Below are 16,989 nucleotides of genomic sequence, written 5' to 3'. Positions count from 1 at the left end.
GGGCACCTTCCTCGCGCCACGCCGGGGCCGCTGGCATGAGCCTGGACGTCCTCTGGACGGCCCTGGCGCTGATGCTGGTCTTCGAGGGGCTCATGCCGCTGCTGAGCCCCGGGCGCTGGCGGGCACTCTTCCAGCGCATGCTGGTGCTGAGCGACGGCCAGATCCGCTTTGTCGGCCTGGCCTGCGTGGCCGGCGGGCTGCTGGGGCTGGCGCTGATGCGCTGAGCTCGACGGCCGGGCCCGGCCCGTGCTGCCCTCCACACGTGAGCCGCGTTTGCGCCTCACGTAGGCTCCGCCTGTTCGCCGCGCGGGGACTTCCCGGTACAATGCCGTTTTTAACCCCCCCAGAAAACGTCCATGGCCTCTGCTTGGCTGCTGCCCGAGCACATTGCTGACGTCTTGCCCTCCCAGGCTCGCCGTATCGAAGAACTCCGGCGTGATCTCCTGGATCTGGCGCGGACCTACGGCTGCGAACTGGTGATGCCTCCCATGCTGGAGCACCTGGAGTCGCTGCTCACCGGTACGGGTCGTGAACTGGACCTCAAGACCTTCAAGCTCGTCGACCAGTTGTCCGGCCGCAGCCTTGGCCTGCGCGCGGACACCACCCCTCAGGTCGCCCGCATCGACGCCCACCTGCTGAACCGCGCCGGCGTGACCCGCCTGTGCTACTGCGGTCCCGTGGTGCACACGCGCCCCGAAGGCCTGCATGGCAGCCGCGAGCCGCTGCAGTTCGGGGTCGAGATCTACGGCCATGCCGGCCTGGAAGCCGATCTGGAAGTGCAGGAGCTGGCCATCGCCACCCTGCACAAGGCCGGCCTGACGGACATCACCCTGGACCTGGGCGATGCCCGCCTGGTGCAGGGCGTGCTGGGCGAGCTGAAGCCGCCGGCGGACACGCTGGAGGCCATCGTTGCCGCCCTGGCCGCCAAGGATGCGGCCAGCCTGGCCCAGGCCACGGCCGGCATGCCCGAGGCGGTGTCTCGCGGCCTGCAGAGCCTCATCGGCCTCTATGGCGGTATGGAAGTGCTGGACCTCGCCCGCGAGCAGCTGCCCGACCATCCGCTGATCCGTGCGGCCCTGGACGATCTGCGCTGGCTCTCCAGCCATCTGCGCCAGTGCCATCCGGACCTTCGCCTGGGCTTCGATCTGGCCGATCTGCGCGGCTACGCCTACTACAGCGGCATGCGCTTCGCGCTGTATGCGGCCGGTTGCAGCGACGCCATCCTGCGCGGTGGCCGCTACGACGAGGTGGGGGCCGTCTTCGGCCGCCGCCGCCCGGCCGTGGGCTTCAGCCTGGACCTCAAGGCCCTGGTGGCGCTGTGCCCGGTCACGCCCCTGCGTGCGGCCGTGCGCGCTCCCTGGGGCGAGGATGCCTCTCTTCGCGCCGCCGTGCGCGCCTTGCGTGAGCAGGGGGAAACCGTGGTCTGCGTCCTGCCCGGGCATGAACACGAGAACGACGAATTCGACTGCGACCGCGAGCTGGTCAGCGTTGGCGGGCAATGGGTGGTGCGCGCGCGTTGACGCGGCCCGCCAATCTGAATACTTTTCATTGGATGAGCATCATGCACAGTGAGATCGCGCGCGGCCGTAATGTGGTCGTTGTGGGCACCCAGTGGGGTGACGAAGGCAAGGGCAAGGTCGTCGACTGGATGACCGACCACGCGCAAGGCGTGGTGCGCTTCCAGGGCGGCCACAACGCCGGCCACACGCTGGTGATCAAGGGCGTGAAGACGGCCCTGCAGCTGATCCCCTCGGGCATCATGCGCGACGGCGTGGCCTGCTACATCGGCAACGGCGTGGTGGTGGATCCGGCCCATCTGGTGTCCGAGATCGAGCGCCTGGAGAAGGCCGGCGTGGACGTGCGCTCGCGCCTCTACATCAGCGAATCCTGCCCGATGATCCTGCCTTTCCACGTGGAAGTGGACAAGGCCCGCGAGGCCCTGCGCGAAAGCAGCGGCAGCGGCAAGATCGGCACCACGGGCAAGGGCATCGGCCCGGCCTACGAGGACAAGGTGGCGCGCCGCGCCCTGCGCCTGCAGGACCTGAAGCACCCCGAGCGCTTCGCCAAGAAGCTGCGCGAGCTGCTGGACCTGCACAACCACGCGCTGACCGGCTACCTCAACGCCAGCGCCCTGGAATTCCAGCCCATCTTCGACAAGGCCATGGCGCTTGCCGAGCAGGTCAAGCCCATGCTGGCTGACGTCGGCTACATGCTGCACAAGGCCCACAAGGCCGGCCAGAACATCCTGTTCGAAGGCGCACAGGGCACGCTGCTGGACATCGACCACGGCACCTATCCCTACGTCACCTCCAGCAACTGCGTGGCCGGCAATGCCGCCGCCGGTGCCGGGGTGGGCCCGCAGATGCTGCACTACATGCTGGGCATCACCAAGGCCTACACCACGCGCGTCGGCTCGGGCCCGTTCCCGACCGAGCTGGAGTGGGAGAAGGAAGGTACCGTCGGCTATCACCTGTCGACCGTGGGCCAGGAGCGTGGCACCGTGACGGGCCGCGCCCGCCGCTGCGGCTGGCTGGACGCCGCCGCGCTGAAGCGCTCCATCATCATCAACGGCATCACGGGCCTGTGCCTGACCAAGCTGGACGTGCTGGACGGTCTCAAGGAAATCCAGATGTGCGTGGGCTATGAGCTCAACGGCCAGCAGGTCGACATCCTGCCCCTGGACGCCGACGAGATCGTGGCCTGCAAGCCCATCTACGAGACGTTCCCCGGCTGGACCGAGAGCACCTTCGGCGTCACGAACTGGGATGCGCTGCCGCTGAATGCCCGCCGCTACCTGGAGCGCGTGCAGGAGGTCATTGGCGCGCCCATCGACATGGTGTCCACGGGCCCGGACCGCGAGCACACCATCCTGCTGCGCCACCCCTACCAGGGCTGAGTCCCTCTCAACGATCACATCGAATTTGGAGTATGCATCTATGTTGACCGACGACGGCAAGCACCTGTACGTGTCCTGGGACGAATACCATCTGCTGACTGAGCGCCTGGCGCTCAAGGTGCATGCCTCGGGCTGGGAGTTCGACCAGATCCTGTGCCTGGCCCGCGGCGGCGTGCGTCCGGGTGACGTGCTGTCCCGCGTCTTCGACAAGCCGCTGGGCATCATGTCCACCAGCTCCTACCGTGCGGAAGCCGGCACCATCCAGGGCCGCCTGGACATCGCCAAGTACATCACCATGCCCAAGGGCGAACTGGCCGGCCGTGTGCTGCTGGTGGACGATCTGGCCGATTCCGGCGTCACGCTGAAGGCTGTGGTGGAGCGCCTGCGCGGCATGCCTGCCGTGAAGGAGCTGCGCTCGGCAGTGATCTGGACCAAGTCGGTCTCGACCTACACGCCGGATTACTACGTCGAGATGCTGGAGACCAGCCCCTGGATTCACCAGCCTTTCGAGATCTACGACGACATGCGCCCCGACGCGCTGGCGAAGAAGTTCTCGGTCTGACGGAGCCTCCCTGATCGCGACACCTGCCATCATCCGCTCGCGAAGCAGCGCGGCGCCTCGTCATCGAGGCCCCGCGCTTTTTTCATGGCGGAACGGGGAGGGCGGGGTCAGGTGTTGCCATTGCCCCGCTTGCGCGACGGGATCTTGTGCAGGCGGCAGGCCCCAAAGCAAAATGGCCGCAGGTCTTTCGATCTGCAGCCATGGAGTGCAATGCGAAGCACAGGGAAGTGCAAGCATAAAAACAAAAGCCAGCTCTGAAATCATAAGCTGGCTTTTGAGAGTATCTGGTGCCCAGGAGAGGACTCGAACCTCCACGGAGTTACCCGCTAGTACCTGAAACTAGTGCGTCTACCAATTCCGCCACCTGGGCAAGGTTTCCAAGCCATCCGTTTAAACGTATGATTCGTTTAAACAAAGTGCCTGGCCGTTTCAGGAAAGCTGAGATTCTATCATCAAAAATTTTAAGAACACAAGTGGTCCCGGCAACAATGCCGGTTCGCAGGCTGCCCTGCTGAGTGAAGTCGAGGGGGTGGTCCAGGGCCACCGCGACGGTCACGGCTTCCTCATCCCCGATGACGGGCAGCCCGACCTCTACCTCTCCGCCCAGGAAATGCATGCCGTGATGCACGGCGACCGCCTGCGCGCCCGCATCGTGCGCTACGACAAGCGCGGCCGTCCGGAAGGCCGGGTGCTGGAGATCCTGGACCGCAAGAAGCGACCCATCATCGGGCGCCTGCTGCTGGAGTCCGGCGTGTGGCTCGTGGCCCCTGAAGACAAGCGTTATGGGCAGGACATCCTGGTGCCCAAGAACGCCATCGCCAATGCCACGGCTGGCCAGGTGGTTGCCGTCGAGCTGACCGAGCCGCCCTCGCTGTATTCGCAACCTGTGGGGCGCGTGACCGAGGTGCTGGGCGAAATCGACGATCCCGGCATGGAGATCGAGATCGCGGTGCGCAAGTACGAGGTGCCGCACCGCTTCAGCGCCGAGACCCTCTCGCAGGCTGCCAAGCTGCCCGACCGCGTGCGCGCGGTGGACATGAAGAACCGCGTGGACCTGCGCGATGTGGCCCTGGTCACCATCGACGGCGAGGACGCCCGCGACTTCGACGACGCCGTCTTCTGCACACCGCACAAGCAGGGTCGCGGCAAGACCGCCTTCAAGGGCTGGCGCCTGCTGGTGGCCATCGCCGATGTGAGTCACTACGTGAAGCCCGGCGAGCCCCTGGACCTCGATGCCTACGAGCGCGCGACCTCGGTCTACTTCCCGCGCCGCGTGATTCCCATGCTGCCGGAGAAGCTCTCCAACGGCCTGTGCTCGCTCAACCCCGAGCAGGACCGCCTCTCCATGGTCTGCGACATGCTGATCACGGAAGAGGGCGAGACCTACGCCTACCAGTTCTACCCGGCGGTGATCTGCTCGCATGCGCGGCTGACCTACAACGAGGTGGCGGCCGTGCTGGCCAACACCCACGGCCCGGAGGCGGCGCGCCGCAAGGACCTGGTGCCGCACCTGCTGCACCTGCATGAGGTCTACCGTGCGCTGCTGAGCCAGCGCCAGCGTCGCGGCGCCGTGGACTTCGACACCGTCGAGACCCAGATCGTCTGTGACGACAACGGCCGCATCGAGAAGATCATTCCCCGCACGCGCAACGATGCCCACCGCCTGATCGAGGAGGCCATGCTGGCCGCCAACGTCTGCGCGGCGGACTTCATCGCGGGTGGCAAGCACCATTCGCTGTACCGCGTGCACGAGGGTCCCACGCCCGAGAAGCGCACGGCGCTGCAGGCCTATCTGCGGGCGCTGGGCATCGGCATGGGCCTGTCGGACGATCCCTCGCCCGGCGAGTACCAGGCCATCGCCAGTGCCACCAAGGACCGGCCCGACGCCACCCAGATCCACACCATGCTGCTGCGCTCCATGCAGCAGGCGATCTACACGGGCGCCAACGCCGGCCACTTCGGCCTGGCCTACCAGGCCTATACGCACTTCACCAGCCCCATCCGCCGCTATCCGGACCTGCTGGTGCACCGCGTGATCAAGGCCATGCTGGGCAACAAGCGTTACCAGCTGGATGCCGCCAAGATGGATGTGCCCATGCCGGCCAAGCGGCCCGGCAAGGCCAAGCCCATCAACCCGGCCTCTGCCAGCACCGAGGTCGAACGCTGGGAGGTGGTGGGTGCGCATTGCAGCGCCAACGAGCGCCGCGCCGACGAAGCCTCGCGCGACGTCGAGGCCTGGCTCAAGTGCCGCTACATGCGTGAGCACCTGGGCGAGGAGTTCAGCGGCACGGTCAGCGCGGTGACGACCTTCGGCCTGTTCGTGCAGCTGGATGCGCTCTTCGTCGAGGGCCTGGTCCACATCACCGAGCTGGGTGGCGAGTACTACCGCTTCGACGAAGTGCGCCAGGAGCTGCGCGGCGAGCGCACGGGCATCCGCTACGCCACCGGCGCGCGGGTGCAGGTGCAGGTCAGCCGTGTGGACCTGGACGGTCGCAAGATCGACTTCCGCCTGGTGCGTGATGGCGAGGAGCTCCGCCCGGCCTCCAGGCCTCTGCGCGACAAGACGGGGCAGGCCGCGCCGCGCAAGCCCACGGACCAGCTGGCCGAGGTGCAGCGCCAGGACCGTGAGGTGAAGGCCAGCGGCAAGCGGGCCAAGGCGGGCGGCTCCGGCCGCTCGGCGGCGGCGCCGCAGTCGCCGGTGGCGGCCCGCAAGACGGCAGCCCGCAAGTCCGGCGAAGCCGGCAAGGGTCGCAAGCGGCGCTGAGCCCGGGCACAGGCGCCATCGAGGCGCCGCCGCCACTTGCCTTCAGGGCAGGCTGGCCTGCAGCGTGTGCATGCGCTCGATCAGATCGGCGGCCCGCAGCGGCACCTGTGCGCCGTGCGCGGCTTCGCCGTGCCAGGCCACGCCCAGGGTGGCGAGCTCGTGCACGGGCATTGCCGGGGCTTGCGCCCACAGCCCGGCCAGCCAGCCGGCCAGCACGTCGCCCGTGCCGGCACCGGCCAAAGCGGCGTTGCCGCTGCCATTCACATGCACGGGCTCGCCAGGGCTGGCGATCACGCTGCCCGAGCCTTTCAACACCACGCTGCAGTCCAGGGTGCTGCTGAGCGCACGGGCCGCCGCCAGCCGGTCGGCCTGCACCTGCGCCACCGGCCATGCCAGCAGGCGCGCGGCTTCCAGGGGATGGGGCGTCAGAAGGGTCTGCAGTCCGGCGCTCCGGCGTGCGTGCAGCAGTTCCTGGGCCATGGTGCTGCGTGACACGGTGTTGAGCCCGTCGGCATCCAGCACCAGGCGGGGGGCCTGACGCAGGATCTCAGGCAGGGGCGACCCCAGGCCGGGCGTCACGTCCAGCCCGTGCCCGGCGCCACAGCCCACGACGAGGGTCAGGTCTTGCCAGGGCGTCTGGCCGTCAAGAGGGCCTTCGGGCCAGCGCATGAGCTCGAGGCGGCCCATGCCGGTGGCCTGCAGGGCGCCCGACAAGGCTTTCAGGTGGACCTTGCCTGCGCCGGCTGCCAGCGCGCTGCTGGCCGCCAGCAGCGCGGCGCCTTCCATGTGCGCGGCGCCGCCGATGACCAGCACCTGCCCGTAGCTGCCCTTGTGGCTGACATGCGCGCGGCGGGCCAGCGCCTGCCAGCGCTCCCGCTCTCCCCGGGCGATCAGGCGGCCGCTGTTGCTGTCCATGGCCGGGACGCCGAGGTCGTCGAACCAGATGCGGCCGGCATGGTCTCGCCCCTGGCCGGTGAACAGCCCGGGCTTGAGGCTCAGCAGGCACAGGGTGTGCTGCGCATTCACGACGGCGCCGGGCCGGGCCTGCGCATCAGGGCAGGGGCAGCCGGTGTCGGCATGCAGGCCGCTGGGGAGGTCGACGCTCAGCACGGGCACGCCGCTGGCATTGATGGCCTGGATGGCCTGCGCCAAGCTGCCCTCGGGTGCCCGCTGCAGGCCCAGGCCCAGCAGGGCGTCGATGACCAGCTCGCAGCCGTCGGGCGCCTGCAGTGTGTGGTCGATCTGCAGGCCGGCGTCCGTTGCCGTCTGCCAGGCCCATTGCGCGTCGTCGGGCAGGGGCTTGCTGCCGTGCAGATGGCTGACGTGGACCTCCAGTCCCAGGCCCGCCAGATGGCGTGCGGCCACGAGGCCGTCTCCGCCGTTGTTGCCGGGGCCGCAGACGATCCAGATGCATCGCGCATGGGGCGCCACGGCCAGGGCCAGGCGTGCCACGGCCAGGCCGGCGCGGGCCATCAGCGCCCGGGCCGGGGAGCGGGCGAGGGCTGCGGCTTCCAGCGCCCGGCAGCCCTCGCTGCTGAAGAGGGGGAAGCGGCCGGCCTGATGGAGCACCTCGATCATGCGGCCACTCTAGCTCAGCGCAGGCGTTCCGCGGAGAAGGGGCTGAGGTCCCAGCCGGGGTCGCGGCCGCCGATCAGCGCGGCCATCAGCTGGGCCGCGCCTGCCGCCAGCGCCGCGCCCTGGCCGCCCTGGGCCAGGTTCAGCCAGATGCCCTCGGCGCCGCTGGCGCCCAGCAGGGGCAGGCCGTCGGCCACCATCAGCCGGCTGCCCTGCCAGTGCTGGGCCTGCTGAGGCTGGATGGCGCCGGGGAACCAGTCGTGCAGCACCTCGTGCAGCTGCTCGAAGCCCTTGTCGCCGCGACTGGGTGCCTGCAGGCTGGCGCCGCCGCTGACGCGCACCCGCTGGCCCAGACGGCTGAGGCTCAGCTGGTGGCGGTCGTCGACCAGGTTGGCGCGCGGTCCGAGGTCGGGGAAGGCCTCGAGCTGTCGAAGCGGGGCCGTTAGCGTGCGGCCCCAGACCCGGCGCAGGGCCGGCTTCAGGCCCAGCTGGGCCAGGAGCGGGTCAGCGGGCTGCGCGCCGCACAGCACGATGGCATCGAAGCTGTGTGTCTGTACCTCGCGTGGGCTGGGCAGGGTGCTGGGGCCGCTGGCGGCCAGCGCCTCCTGGCGTTGCGCGGCGGCGGCGATCCCGGTCTGTGCGGCCGGGCCATGGGTGAGGGCAGGGCGCCGGCCGGCTTGCAGGGCCCGGACTTCGGTATGGAACATGAAATGCGCGCCCAGGCGCTGGGCGGCCTGCTTGAGCAGCAGGCACAGCTCGCGGCCGTTGCAGGCTTCGGCCTCGTTCAGCTGCCAGCCGCCGTGCAGAGGCGTGTCCGGGCTGAGCCCGGGCTCCAGGCGGCGGCAGGCCTCGGCATCCAGCCACTGGTGGGCCAGCCCCGCGCCCTGCCAGCGCTCCACGAGGGGCTGGGCCTTGCGGGCCTGGGCCTCGTCGCGCATCAGCAGCAGCAGGCCTTCGCTGCGCTCATGCTCCAGCTGCAGCTGCTTGCGCAGCAGGGCCGAGCGGGCGAGGCTCTGGCGAGCGAGGGTGAGGAGGGCGGTCTGCCGGGCCTCGGTCCAGCCCTTGCCGCGGGCCTGGCGGGCGGCCCAGCGCCAGCCGGCGTCCGAGAGCCCGCTGGACTGCAGCGCCAGGGCCTGGGTGCCGCACAGGGCGCCCCAGACGGGACTGAGGGCCGGGGCGCAGAGCCCGCCCTGGGCAAAGCTGGATTCGGCGGCCACGCTGCCACTGCGCTCGAACACGACCACGGCATGGCCCTGGGCGGCCAGTTCCAGGGCCGCATGGACGCCGGTGAGGCCGGCGCCGACGATGGCGACTTCCATTCAGGACCTCGCCGTCAGTGCCTGCCGCTGCGCGTCTGCGCTGGGGAGGAGGGATTCAGGGGCGCGCGGCAGACGGGCGCAGGGCAGGGGTGCCGCACGGCGCGTGCGGCGGGCGAAAGGGAGGGACATCAGTCGTGCTATACTCTTTGGGTTTTGCCGGGTACTGCATGCTGAAGACTGCGTTGGCAACTGCGTTAGCAGCTGTGTGAGCGACTTCAGCAACTCAATCCGGATCCTGTGTGCTAGCCCCGCCTTGGCTTTCCTTGGCTTGGCTTGCGTTGCGGTGGTCCGGTGGGGCGATCTCGGCAGACAAATCGCAAACCCGGCAATCGAAAGGTGTCGTGTCGTGGCGGCTCAAGGAGCGGGCTTTTTTCTTGCCCTGTGCTGCGACGCGATTCGAGCTGGATTTTAGAACCAACCTTCGGAGTTACTTCATGTCCGTCACGATGCGCGAAATGCTGGAAGCCGGTGTCCACTTCGGTCACCAAACCCGCTTCTGGAACCCCAAGATGGCCCCGTTCATTTACGGCCATCGCAACAAGATCCACATCATCAACCTCGAAAAGACGCTGCCCAAGTTCGAGGAAGCTCTGAAGTTCGTGCGCCAGCTGTCGGCCAAGCGCGGCACGATCCTGATGATCGGTACCAAGCGTCAAGCCCGCGAGATCGTGGCCGCTGAAGCCCAGCGCGCCGGCGTTCCCTTCGTCGACCAGCGCTGGCTGGGCGGCATGCTGACCAACTTCAAGACGGTCAAGGGCTCGCTGAAGAACCTGAAGGACATGCAGGCTCAAGTCGAGAACGGCACCCAGCCCGCCATCAAGAAGGAAGCCCTGATGTTCCAGCGCGAGCTGGCCAAGCTGGAAAAGAACATCGGCGGCATCCAGGACATGGCTGCCCTGCCGGACGCCATGTTCGTGATCGACGTTGGCTACCACAAGATCGCCATCGCCGAAGCCAAGAAGCTGGGCATTCCCGTGATCGGCGTGGTTGACACCAACCACTCGCCCGAAGGCATTGACTACGTCATCCCCGGCAACGACGACTCCGCCAAGGCTGTCGCCCTGTACGCCAAGGCCGTGGCTGACGCCGTGCTGGAAGGCCGTGCCAACAGCACCGCCGAGCTGGTGCAGGCTGTTGCCGCCGACGGCGACGAGTTCGTGGAAGTGAACGAAGGCGCCTGAGCCCTTCGGCACTTGCTCACCAGGGGCTGATTCAGCCCCTTTTTTCCACGCTGAATCTGTATTTGAGGAGCCGCTGCGTCGGCTCCCAGTCCAACGGAGATTGAAATGGCTGCTATTACCGCAAGCATGGTCGCCGAGCTGCGCGCCCGTACCGACGCTCCCATGATGGAGTGCAAGAAGGCCCTGACCGAAGCCGACGGCGACCTGACCCGCGCTGAGGAAATCCTGCGCGTCAAGCTGGGCAACAAGGCTGGCAAGGCTGCTTCCCGCATCACCGCCGAAGGCGTGGTGGCGGCTGCCGTCGTCGGTGGCGCCGGCGCCCTGATCGAAGTCAACTGCGAGACCGACTTCGTCTCCAAGAACGACGCCTTCCTGGCCTTCGTGAACGCCCTGGCCGGCCTGGTTGCCGAGAAGAACCCCGCTGACGTCGACGCCCTGTCGGCACTGCCCCTGTCCCAGGAAGGCTTCGGCCCGACCGTGGAAGACGTGCGCAAGGGCCTGATCGGCAAGATCGGCGAGAACATGACCATCCGCCGCTTCAAGCGCTACGAGGGTGGCAAGCTGGTCTCCTACCTGCACGGCACTCGCATCGGCGTGATGGTCGAGTTCGACGGCGATGACGTCGCCGCCAAGGACGTCGCCATGCACGTGGCCGCCATGAAGCCGGCCGCCCTGTCCTCCGCCGAAGTGCCGGCCGAGCTGGTCGCCAAGGAGCGCAAGATCGCCGAAGAGAAGGCTGCCGAGTCCGGCAAGCCCGCCGACATCGTCGCCAAGATGGTCGAAGGCTCGGTGCAGAAGTTCCTGAAGGAAGTCTCGCTGCTGGATCAGGTCTTCGTGAAGGCCGCCGACGGCAAGCAGACCGTCGCCGCCATGCTGAAGGAAAAGGCCACCGCGGTGAAGAGCTTCACCCTGTACGTGGTCGGCGAAGGCATCGAGAAGAAGGTCGACGACTTCGCCGCCGAAGTGGCCGCCCAGAAGGCTGCTGCCGAAGCGGCTGCCGCTGCCAAGAACGCCTGAGCGTCTTCTGGCCGGGCTGACGAGCCTGGCCTGCCGCTCGGCGTGACCTGGGAATGAGGGGGGAGCCCCCAAATTCCTTGATTCACTGCGACGGCTGGAAACAAAGGGCGCCTCTGGCGCCCTTTACACTTGCGCCTGCGGTCGGGGAGGAGCTCTCCCCGGCATCGCGGCAACCCCACCACCCACGACGAGGACACAATGCCCGCGCACAAACGCATCCTGCTCAAACTTTCCGGTGAAGCCCTGATGGGCGATGACGCCTACGGCATCAACCGCGCCACCATCGTGCGCATGGTGCGCGAGATCCAGGAGGTGACGCAGCTGGGTGTGGAAGTGGCCGTCGTGATCGGCGGCGGCAACATCTTCCGCGGCGTGGCCGGCGGCTCGGTCGGCATGGACCGCGCCACCGCCGACTACATGGGCATGCTGGCCACGGTGATGAACTCCCTGGCCCTGGCCGACACCATGCGCCAGGAAGGCATGACGGCCCGCGTGATGTCCGCCATCAGCATCGAGCAGGTGGTCGAGCCCTATGTGCGCCCCAAGGCGCTGCAGTACCTGGAAGAGGGCAAGGTCGTCGTCTTCGCGGCCGGCACCGGCAATCCCTTCTTCACCACCGACACCGCCGCCGCGCTGCGCGGCGCCGAGATCGGTGCCGAGATCATGCTGAAGGCCACCAAGGTCGATGGCGTCTACACCGCCGACCCGAAGAAGGACCCCACGGCCACCCGCTACGCCCGCATCAGCTTCGACGAGGCGATCACCAAGAATCTGCAGGTGCTGGACGCCACCGCGTTCGCCCTGTGCCGCGACCAGAAGCTGCCCATCAAGGTCTTCAGTATCTTCAAGGCCGGCGCGCTCAAGCGCGTGGTCATGGGCGAAGACGAGGGCACCCTGGTCCACGTTTGAGCGTCCTGGCGCGTTGAGCCCGGGTCCATTCCTGAACAAGGTTGAGCATCATGAGCATTGCTGACATCAAGAAGAACGCCGAGGCCAAGATGGCCAAGACGGTCGAGTCCTTCAAGACCGAACTGCAGAAGATCCGCACCGGCCGGGCTCACCCGGGCATCCTGGACCAGGTCCATGTGGATTACTACGGTTCGCCCGTGCCCATCTCGCAGGTCGCCAACGTGAGTCTGCTGGACGCCCGCACCATCAGCGTCCAGCCCTGGGAAAAGGGCATGGGTCCCAAGATCGAGAAGGCCATCCGCGAGTCGGACCTGGGCCTGAACCCCTCGGCCCAGGGCGACCTGATCCGCGTGCCGATGCCCCCGCTGACTGAAGAGCGCCGCCGCGACCTGACCAAGGTCGTCAAGAGCGCCGGCGAGGACGCCAAGGTGGCCGTGCGCAACCTGCGCCGCGACGCCAACGAGCAGGCCAAGAAGCTGCAGAAGGACAAGGCCATCACCGAGGACGACGAGCGCCGCTCGCAGGACGAAGTGCAGAAGCTGACCGATCGCGTGATCGGCGACATCGACAAGCTGATCGCGGCCAAGGAAGCCGAGATCCTGGCCGTCTGAGCCCGCACGCGTCGTGACGGATCAGAACAAGGCGGTTCCCCGCCATGTGGCCATCGTCATGGATGGCAACGGCCGCTGGGCGAAGAAGCGCTTCCTCCCGCGCTTCTTCGGCCACAAGCAGGGCGTGGACGCGCTGGTACGCATCGTCCAGGCCTGCATCGATCGCAACATCGAGCACCTCACGGTGTTCGCCTTCTCCAGCGAGAACTGGAAGCGCCCCTCCGATGAGGTCTCCGGCCTGATGGGCCTGGTGCTCGCGGCGGTGTCGCGCTACCTGGCCCGCATGGGTGCCATGGGCGTGCGCATCCGCATCGTGGGCGACCGCGACGCGGTCTCCGAGAAGCTGCGCAATGCCTGGAACGAGGCGGAGTCCTCCACGCGGCACAACAGCAAGCTCACGCTCAACGTGGCCTTCAACTATGGCGGCCGCTGGGACATCGTGCAGGCGGCACGTGCAGCCATGCAGGCCGGCGTGAAGCCCGAGGAGCTCAGCGAAGCCAAGCTGTCCGAGTTCATGGCCATGAGCTATGCGCCGGATCCGGACCTCTTCATCCGCACGGGCGGCGAGGTCCGCATCAGCAACTTCCTGCTGTGGCAGGCGGCGTACAGCGAGCTCGTCTTCTCGGACTGCCTGTGGCCCGACTTCGGTGAAGCGCAGCTGGATGCGGCCATCGCCGCCTTCCGCGAGCGCGACCGCCGCTTCGGCGGCGTGAAGGCGGAAGCCGCCCTGGAGGCCTGAGTGCTCGGAACCCGCATCATCACGGCCATCGTGCTGCTGGCCATCCTGCTGCCGGCACTGTTCGCTGGCTCGCCCTGGCCCTTCGCGGCCGTGACCCTGGTCCTGATCGCCGCGGGCGGCTGGGAATGGGGGCGGCTCAACGGCCTGGCCCAGCCTGCCTCGCTGCTGATGGGTGGGGCGCTGGCCGGCCTGTGCCTGTTCACCCTGCTGGGGCCAGGTCTTGCCTCCCTGCCTGCCGCCCTGTGGTGGGTGGTGGGCGCTGCCTGGGTGCTGGGCTCGTCCCAGGCCCTGCGCCTGGGGCCTGCGGGCTGGCCGCGCCTGCCGCTGGCGGGCCGCGTGGTGCTGGGCTTCGTGCTGCTGTGGGCCGCGTGGGCGGCCATCGCCTCGGCGCGCGGACTGGGCCTGAACTTCATCCTCTCGGTCTTCTGCCTGGTGTGGGTGGCCGACGTCTTCGCCTACTTCGGCGGCCGCACCCTGGGCCGGCGCAAGCTGGCCCCGGCCATCAGCCCGGGCAAGAGCTGGGAGGGCGTCTGGACCGGCATGGCGGCCGTGCTGCTGCTGGGCCTGGCCTGGACCTTCGCCCTGGAGCCGCGCATCGCGGCAGACGGCCCCAGCCTCTACGCCCGCCTGCTGAAGGGCCTGGGCCTGCCGCTGGGCCTGCTGGCCCTGGTCTTCCTGTCGGCCATGAGCGTGGTCGGCGATCTCTTCGAATCCCTCATCAAGCGTGCCGTGGGCGCCAAGGACAGCAGCCAGCTGCTGCCAGGCCATGGCGGCGTGCTGGACCGTGTTGATGCCTTGCTGCCGGTGTTCCCGCTGGCGCTGGCCCTGAACTCCCTCGTCGCATGAACACTTCCCGCCGTCAGCGCGTCTGCGTGCTGGGCTCGACCGGCTCCATCGGCACCAACACGCTGGACGTGCTGGCGCGCCACCCCGAGCAGTACGAGGTCTTCGCCCTCAGTGCCATGAGCCGCGTGGACGCACTGCTGGCCCAGTGCCTGCAGTGGAAGCCCCGCTTCGCCGTGATGCCCGAGGAGACCGCAGCCCTGGAACTGCGCCGCCTGCTGCGCGAGCAGGGCAGCCGCACCGAGGTGCTCAGTGGCGTGCAGGCGCTCAGCGAGGTCGCCGCCCATCCCGAGGTGGATGCGGTGATGGCGGCCATCGTGGGCGCCGCGGGCCTTGCGCCCTGCCTGGCCGCCGCGCGCGCGGGCAAGCGCCTGATGCTGGCGAACAAGGAAGCCATCGTCGTCGGCGGTGCGCTGTTCATGCAGGCGGTGGAGCAGGGCGGGGCCACGCTGCTGCCGGTGGATTCCGAACACTCGGCCATCTTCCAGTGCCTGCCCGAGGACCGCTCGACCTGGGCTCAGCGCATCGACCACATCGTGCTGACGGCCTCCGGAGGCCCCTTCCGCCAGCGTGATCCGGCGACGCTGGCCGAGGTCACGCCCGAGCAGGCCTGTGCTCACCCGAACTGGGTGATGGGTCGCAAGATCTCGGTGGACTCCGCGACCATGATGAACAAGGCGCTGGAGGTCATCGAGGCGCGCTGGCTCTTCAATCTCAAGCCCGAGCAGATCCGCGTGCTGATCCACCCGCAGAGCATCATCCACTCCATGGTGGTCTGCCGCGACAACTCCGTGCTGGCCCAGCTGGGCACGCCGGACATGCGCGTGCCCATTGCGTATGCACTGTCCTTCCCGGCGCGCATCGAGTCCGGCGCTTCGCGCCTGGACCTGCTGGCCGGCAAGGATCTCAGCTTCGAGGAGGCCGACGAGCGTCGCTTCCCCGGCCTGTACCTGTCCTGGCAGGCCCTGAAGGCCGAGGAGGGGGCGACGGCCGTGCTCAACGCCGCCAACGAAGAGGCGGTGGCCGCCTTCCTGGACCGGCACCTGCGCTTCGACCAGATTCATGCGCTCAATGCCGAGGTGCTGGCGACGGTGCATCCGCAGGCCGGCCAGTGCCAGTCGCTGGAAGGGCTGCTGGCCCTGGACGCCCAGGCGCGGCAGGCCGCGCGCGAGCGCATTGAAAAGCTGAGGGCCTGATGGTGCTGGAAGTGGTGGCCTTTGTCCTGGCGCTGGGGGTGCTGATCCTCGTGCACGAGTACGGCCACTTCAGCGTCGCGCGGGCCTGCGGCGTCAAGGTGCTGCGCTTCTCTCTGGGCTTCGGCCGCGTCATCTGGCGCCGCCAGCGTACGGCTGACTCGACCGAATTCACGCTGTCTGCGCTGCCTCTGGGCGGCTATGTGCGCATGCTGGACGAACGCGAAGGGCCCGTGCCCGCCGACCAGCGCGACCAGGCCTTCAACCTCAAACCCCTGCGGCAGCGGGCAGCCATCGTCGCAGCCGGGCCGGTGGCCAACTTCCTGCTGGCCATCGTGCTCTTCGCCAGCCTGGCCTGGATGGGGCAGCAGGAGCCGCTGGCCCTGCTGGGCTCGCCCAAGCCCGGTGGGCTGGCCGAACGCGCCGGCATGCGCGCCGGCGACCGGGTGATGGCCATCGCCCTGGACGGCCGCGCCTGGCAGGACATCGCCTCCGCGGCGGAGCTGCAATGGCCGGTGATCGAGGCCATCACCGAGCAGTCGGTACTGAGCCTGCAGCTGGCCGATGCCAACGGCCACGGCCGGCGCGAGGTCCGCCTGGACATGGCCGAGCTGGGCACCCGTGAGCCGGACCTGGCTGCCATGACCCGTCTGGGCCTGGGAGGCCCGCTGCGCGAGCCGGTGATCGGCGAGGTCGCGCCAGGCGGCCCGGCCGAGCAGGCCGGCCTGCAGGCGGGCGACCGCGTGCTCGAGGTGGATGGCCGCATGGTGACCGATGCCGCGCAGCTGATCGCCGGCATCCGCGCCCATGCCCAGACGCCCGCCGCGCAGGCGCAGCAGTGGCGGATCGAGCGCCGGGGTCAGGTCTTGTCTCTGGAGGTCACGCCTGCCGTGGTGGTGGAGGGCGAATCCCGCATCGGCCGCATCCAGGCCCTCGTGGGCGCGGCGCCCCAGACGGTGCTGGTGCGCCACGCCCTGGATGACGCCCTGCTGATCGGCCTGCGCAAGACCTGGGAGCAGTCCTGGATGACGCTCAAGATCTTCGGTCGCATGCTGATCGGCCAGGCTTCGCTGAAGAACCTCAGCGGCCCCATCACCATTGCCGATGCCGCCGGGCAGGCCGCTCGCGTGGGCCTGTACCAGTACCTGAGCCTGCTGGCCATGCTTAGCGTCGGCTTAGGCGTCCTGAACCTGCTGCCGCTGCCCATGCTCGATGGGGGGCACCTGATGTATTATCTTTTCGAGGGTCTGAGCGGCCGCCCCGTGTCCGAGTGGTGGCTGGAGCGGCTGCAGCGCGCCGGTTTCTTCCTGATGCTGCTGATGATGGCTCTGGCCCTTTCCAACGACGTGACCCGCAAGCTGGGTCTGCACTGATCTCTCA

15 protein-coding genes and 1 tRNA gene are annotated in these 16,989 nt (G+C 68.4%); 13 read left to right on the top strand and 3 right to left on the bottom strand.

Annotated features, from left to right (window positions below; all coding sequences use genetic code 11):
- Positions 1-35 precede the first annotated feature (35 nt).
- The 4 genes from O9Y01_RS00940 (at position 36) to O9Y01_RS00925 (ending at position 3,458) form a co-directional block, all read left to right on the top strand.
- The gene (locus O9Y01_RS00940; RefSeq protein ID WP_269629619.1) at positions 36-224 is read left to right on the top strand and encodes a DUF2065 domain-containing protein; all 189 of its coding nucleotides are present in this window, start codon (positions 36-38) and stop codon (positions 222-224) included.
- Positions 225-356: 132 nt separating this feature from the next.
- A complete protein-coding gene (locus O9Y01_RS00935; RefSeq protein ID WP_269629618.1) occupies positions 357-1,520 on the top strand; it encodes an ATP phosphoribosyltransferase regulatory subunit in 1,164 nt (387 codons plus the stop codon).
- 32 nt (positions 1,521-1,552) lie between these two features.
- Positions 1,553-2,896: an adenylosuccinate synthase gene (locus tag O9Y01_RS00930; protein WP_430765617.1), complete on the top strand. Its 1,344-nt coding sequence runs from the start codon at positions 1,553-1,555 to the stop codon at positions 2,894-2,896.
- Positions 2,897-2,936: 40 nt separating this feature from the next.
- The gene (locus tag O9Y01_RS00925) at positions 2,937-3,458 is read left to right on the top strand and encodes a phosphoribosyltransferase (protein WP_183102684.1); all 522 of its coding nucleotides are present in this window, start codon (positions 2,937-2,939) and stop codon (positions 3,456-3,458) included.
- Positions 3,459-3,743: 285 nt separating this feature from the next.
- Here O9Y01_RS00925 and O9Y01_RS00920 read toward each other — a convergent pair.
- A tRNA-Leu gene (locus O9Y01_RS00920) sits at positions 3,744-3,828 on the bottom strand.
- Between the two features lie 141 nt (positions 3,829-3,969).
- Between O9Y01_RS00920 and rnr the strand changes: the two genes are divergently transcribed.
- The gene (gene rnr, locus O9Y01_RS00915) at positions 3,970-6,222 is read left to right on the top strand and encodes a ribonuclease R (protein ID WP_269630516.1); all 2,253 of its coding nucleotides are present in this window, start codon (positions 3,970-3,972) and stop codon (positions 6,220-6,222) included.
- 42 nt (positions 6,223-6,264) lie between these two features.
- On the opposite strand, the gene O9Y01_RS00910 is transcribed toward rnr, so the two are convergent.
- Both O9Y01_RS00910 and O9Y01_RS00905 read right to left on the bottom strand, forming a co-directional pair.
- On the bottom strand, positions 6,265-7,800 hold the full coding sequence (locus O9Y01_RS00910) for an NAD(P)H-hydrate dehydratase (protein ID WP_269629616.1): 1,536 nt from the start codon (positions 7,798-7,800) through the stop codon (positions 6,265-6,267).
- 14 nt (positions 7,801-7,814) lie between these two features.
- A complete protein-coding gene (locus O9Y01_RS00905) occupies positions 7,815-9,116 on the bottom strand; it encodes an NAD(P)/FAD-dependent oxidoreductase (protein ID WP_269629615.1) in 1,302 nt (433 codons plus the stop codon).
- Positions 9,117-9,550: 434 nt separating this feature from the next.
- Between O9Y01_RS00905 and rpsB the strand changes: the two genes are divergently transcribed.
- The 8 genes from rpsB (at position 9,551) to rseP (ending at position 16,982) form a co-directional block, all read left to right on the top strand.
- Positions 9,551-10,297, top strand: coding sequence for a 30S ribosomal protein S2 (gene rpsB / locus O9Y01_RS00900; RefSeq protein ID WP_183102687.1), 747 nt, complete (start codon positions 9,551-9,553; stop codon positions 10,295-10,297).
- Positions 10,298-10,402: 105 nt separating this feature from the next.
- Entirely contained in the window at positions 10,403-11,314 is a 912-nt protein-coding gene (gene tsf / locus O9Y01_RS00895) for a translation elongation factor Ts (RefSeq protein WP_269629614.1), read from the top strand.
- 198 nt (positions 11,315-11,512) lie between these two features.
- The gene (gene pyrH, locus O9Y01_RS00890) at positions 11,513-12,223 is read left to right on the top strand and encodes a UMP kinase (protein ID WP_183102689.1); all 711 of its coding nucleotides are present in this window, start codon (positions 11,513-11,515) and stop codon (positions 12,221-12,223) included.
- Between the two features lie 50 nt (positions 12,224-12,273).
- Positions 12,274-12,834 (top strand): ribosome recycling factor, encoded by a 561-nt coding sequence (gene frr / locus O9Y01_RS00885; RefSeq protein ID WP_269629613.1) that lies wholly within the window; start codon positions 12,274-12,276, stop codon positions 12,832-12,834.
- 13 nt (positions 12,835-12,847) lie between these two features.
- Positions 12,848-13,573 carry a polyprenyl diphosphate synthase gene (gene uppS / locus O9Y01_RS00880; protein WP_269629612.1) on the top strand — a complete coding sequence of 242 codons (726 nt, stop codon included), beginning with the start codon at positions 12,848-12,850 and terminating at the stop codon, positions 13,571-13,573.
- Entirely contained in the window at positions 13,574-14,419 is an 846-nt protein-coding gene (locus O9Y01_RS00875) for a phosphatidate cytidylyltransferase (RefSeq protein ID WP_269629611.1), read from the top strand. It begins immediately after the preceding gene.
- Positions 14,416-15,612 (top strand): 1-deoxy-D-xylulose-5-phosphate reductoisomerase, encoded by a 1,197-nt coding sequence (gene ispC / locus O9Y01_RS00870; protein WP_269629610.1) that lies wholly within the window; start codon positions 14,416-14,418, stop codon positions 15,610-15,612. Before O9Y01_RS00875 ends, ispC begins: the two co-directional genes overlap by 4 nt.
- Positions 15,612-16,982, top strand: a complete 1,371-nt coding sequence (gene rseP / locus O9Y01_RS00865; protein WP_269629609.1) for an RIP metalloprotease RseP — start codon at positions 15,612-15,614, stop codon at positions 16,980-16,982. The genes ispC and rseP overlap by 1 nt, the downstream gene beginning before the upstream one ends.
- Positions 16,983-16,989 lie beyond the last annotated feature (7 nt).

It is taken from the genome of Pelomonas sp. BJYL3 (genome assembly GCF_027257975.1).
Taxonomy (GTDB): Bacteria; Pseudomonadota; Gammaproteobacteria; order Burkholderiales; family Burkholderiaceae_C; genus Roseateles_B; species Roseateles_B flavus.
This window is presented reverse-complemented; position numbering and strand designations above follow the sequence as displayed.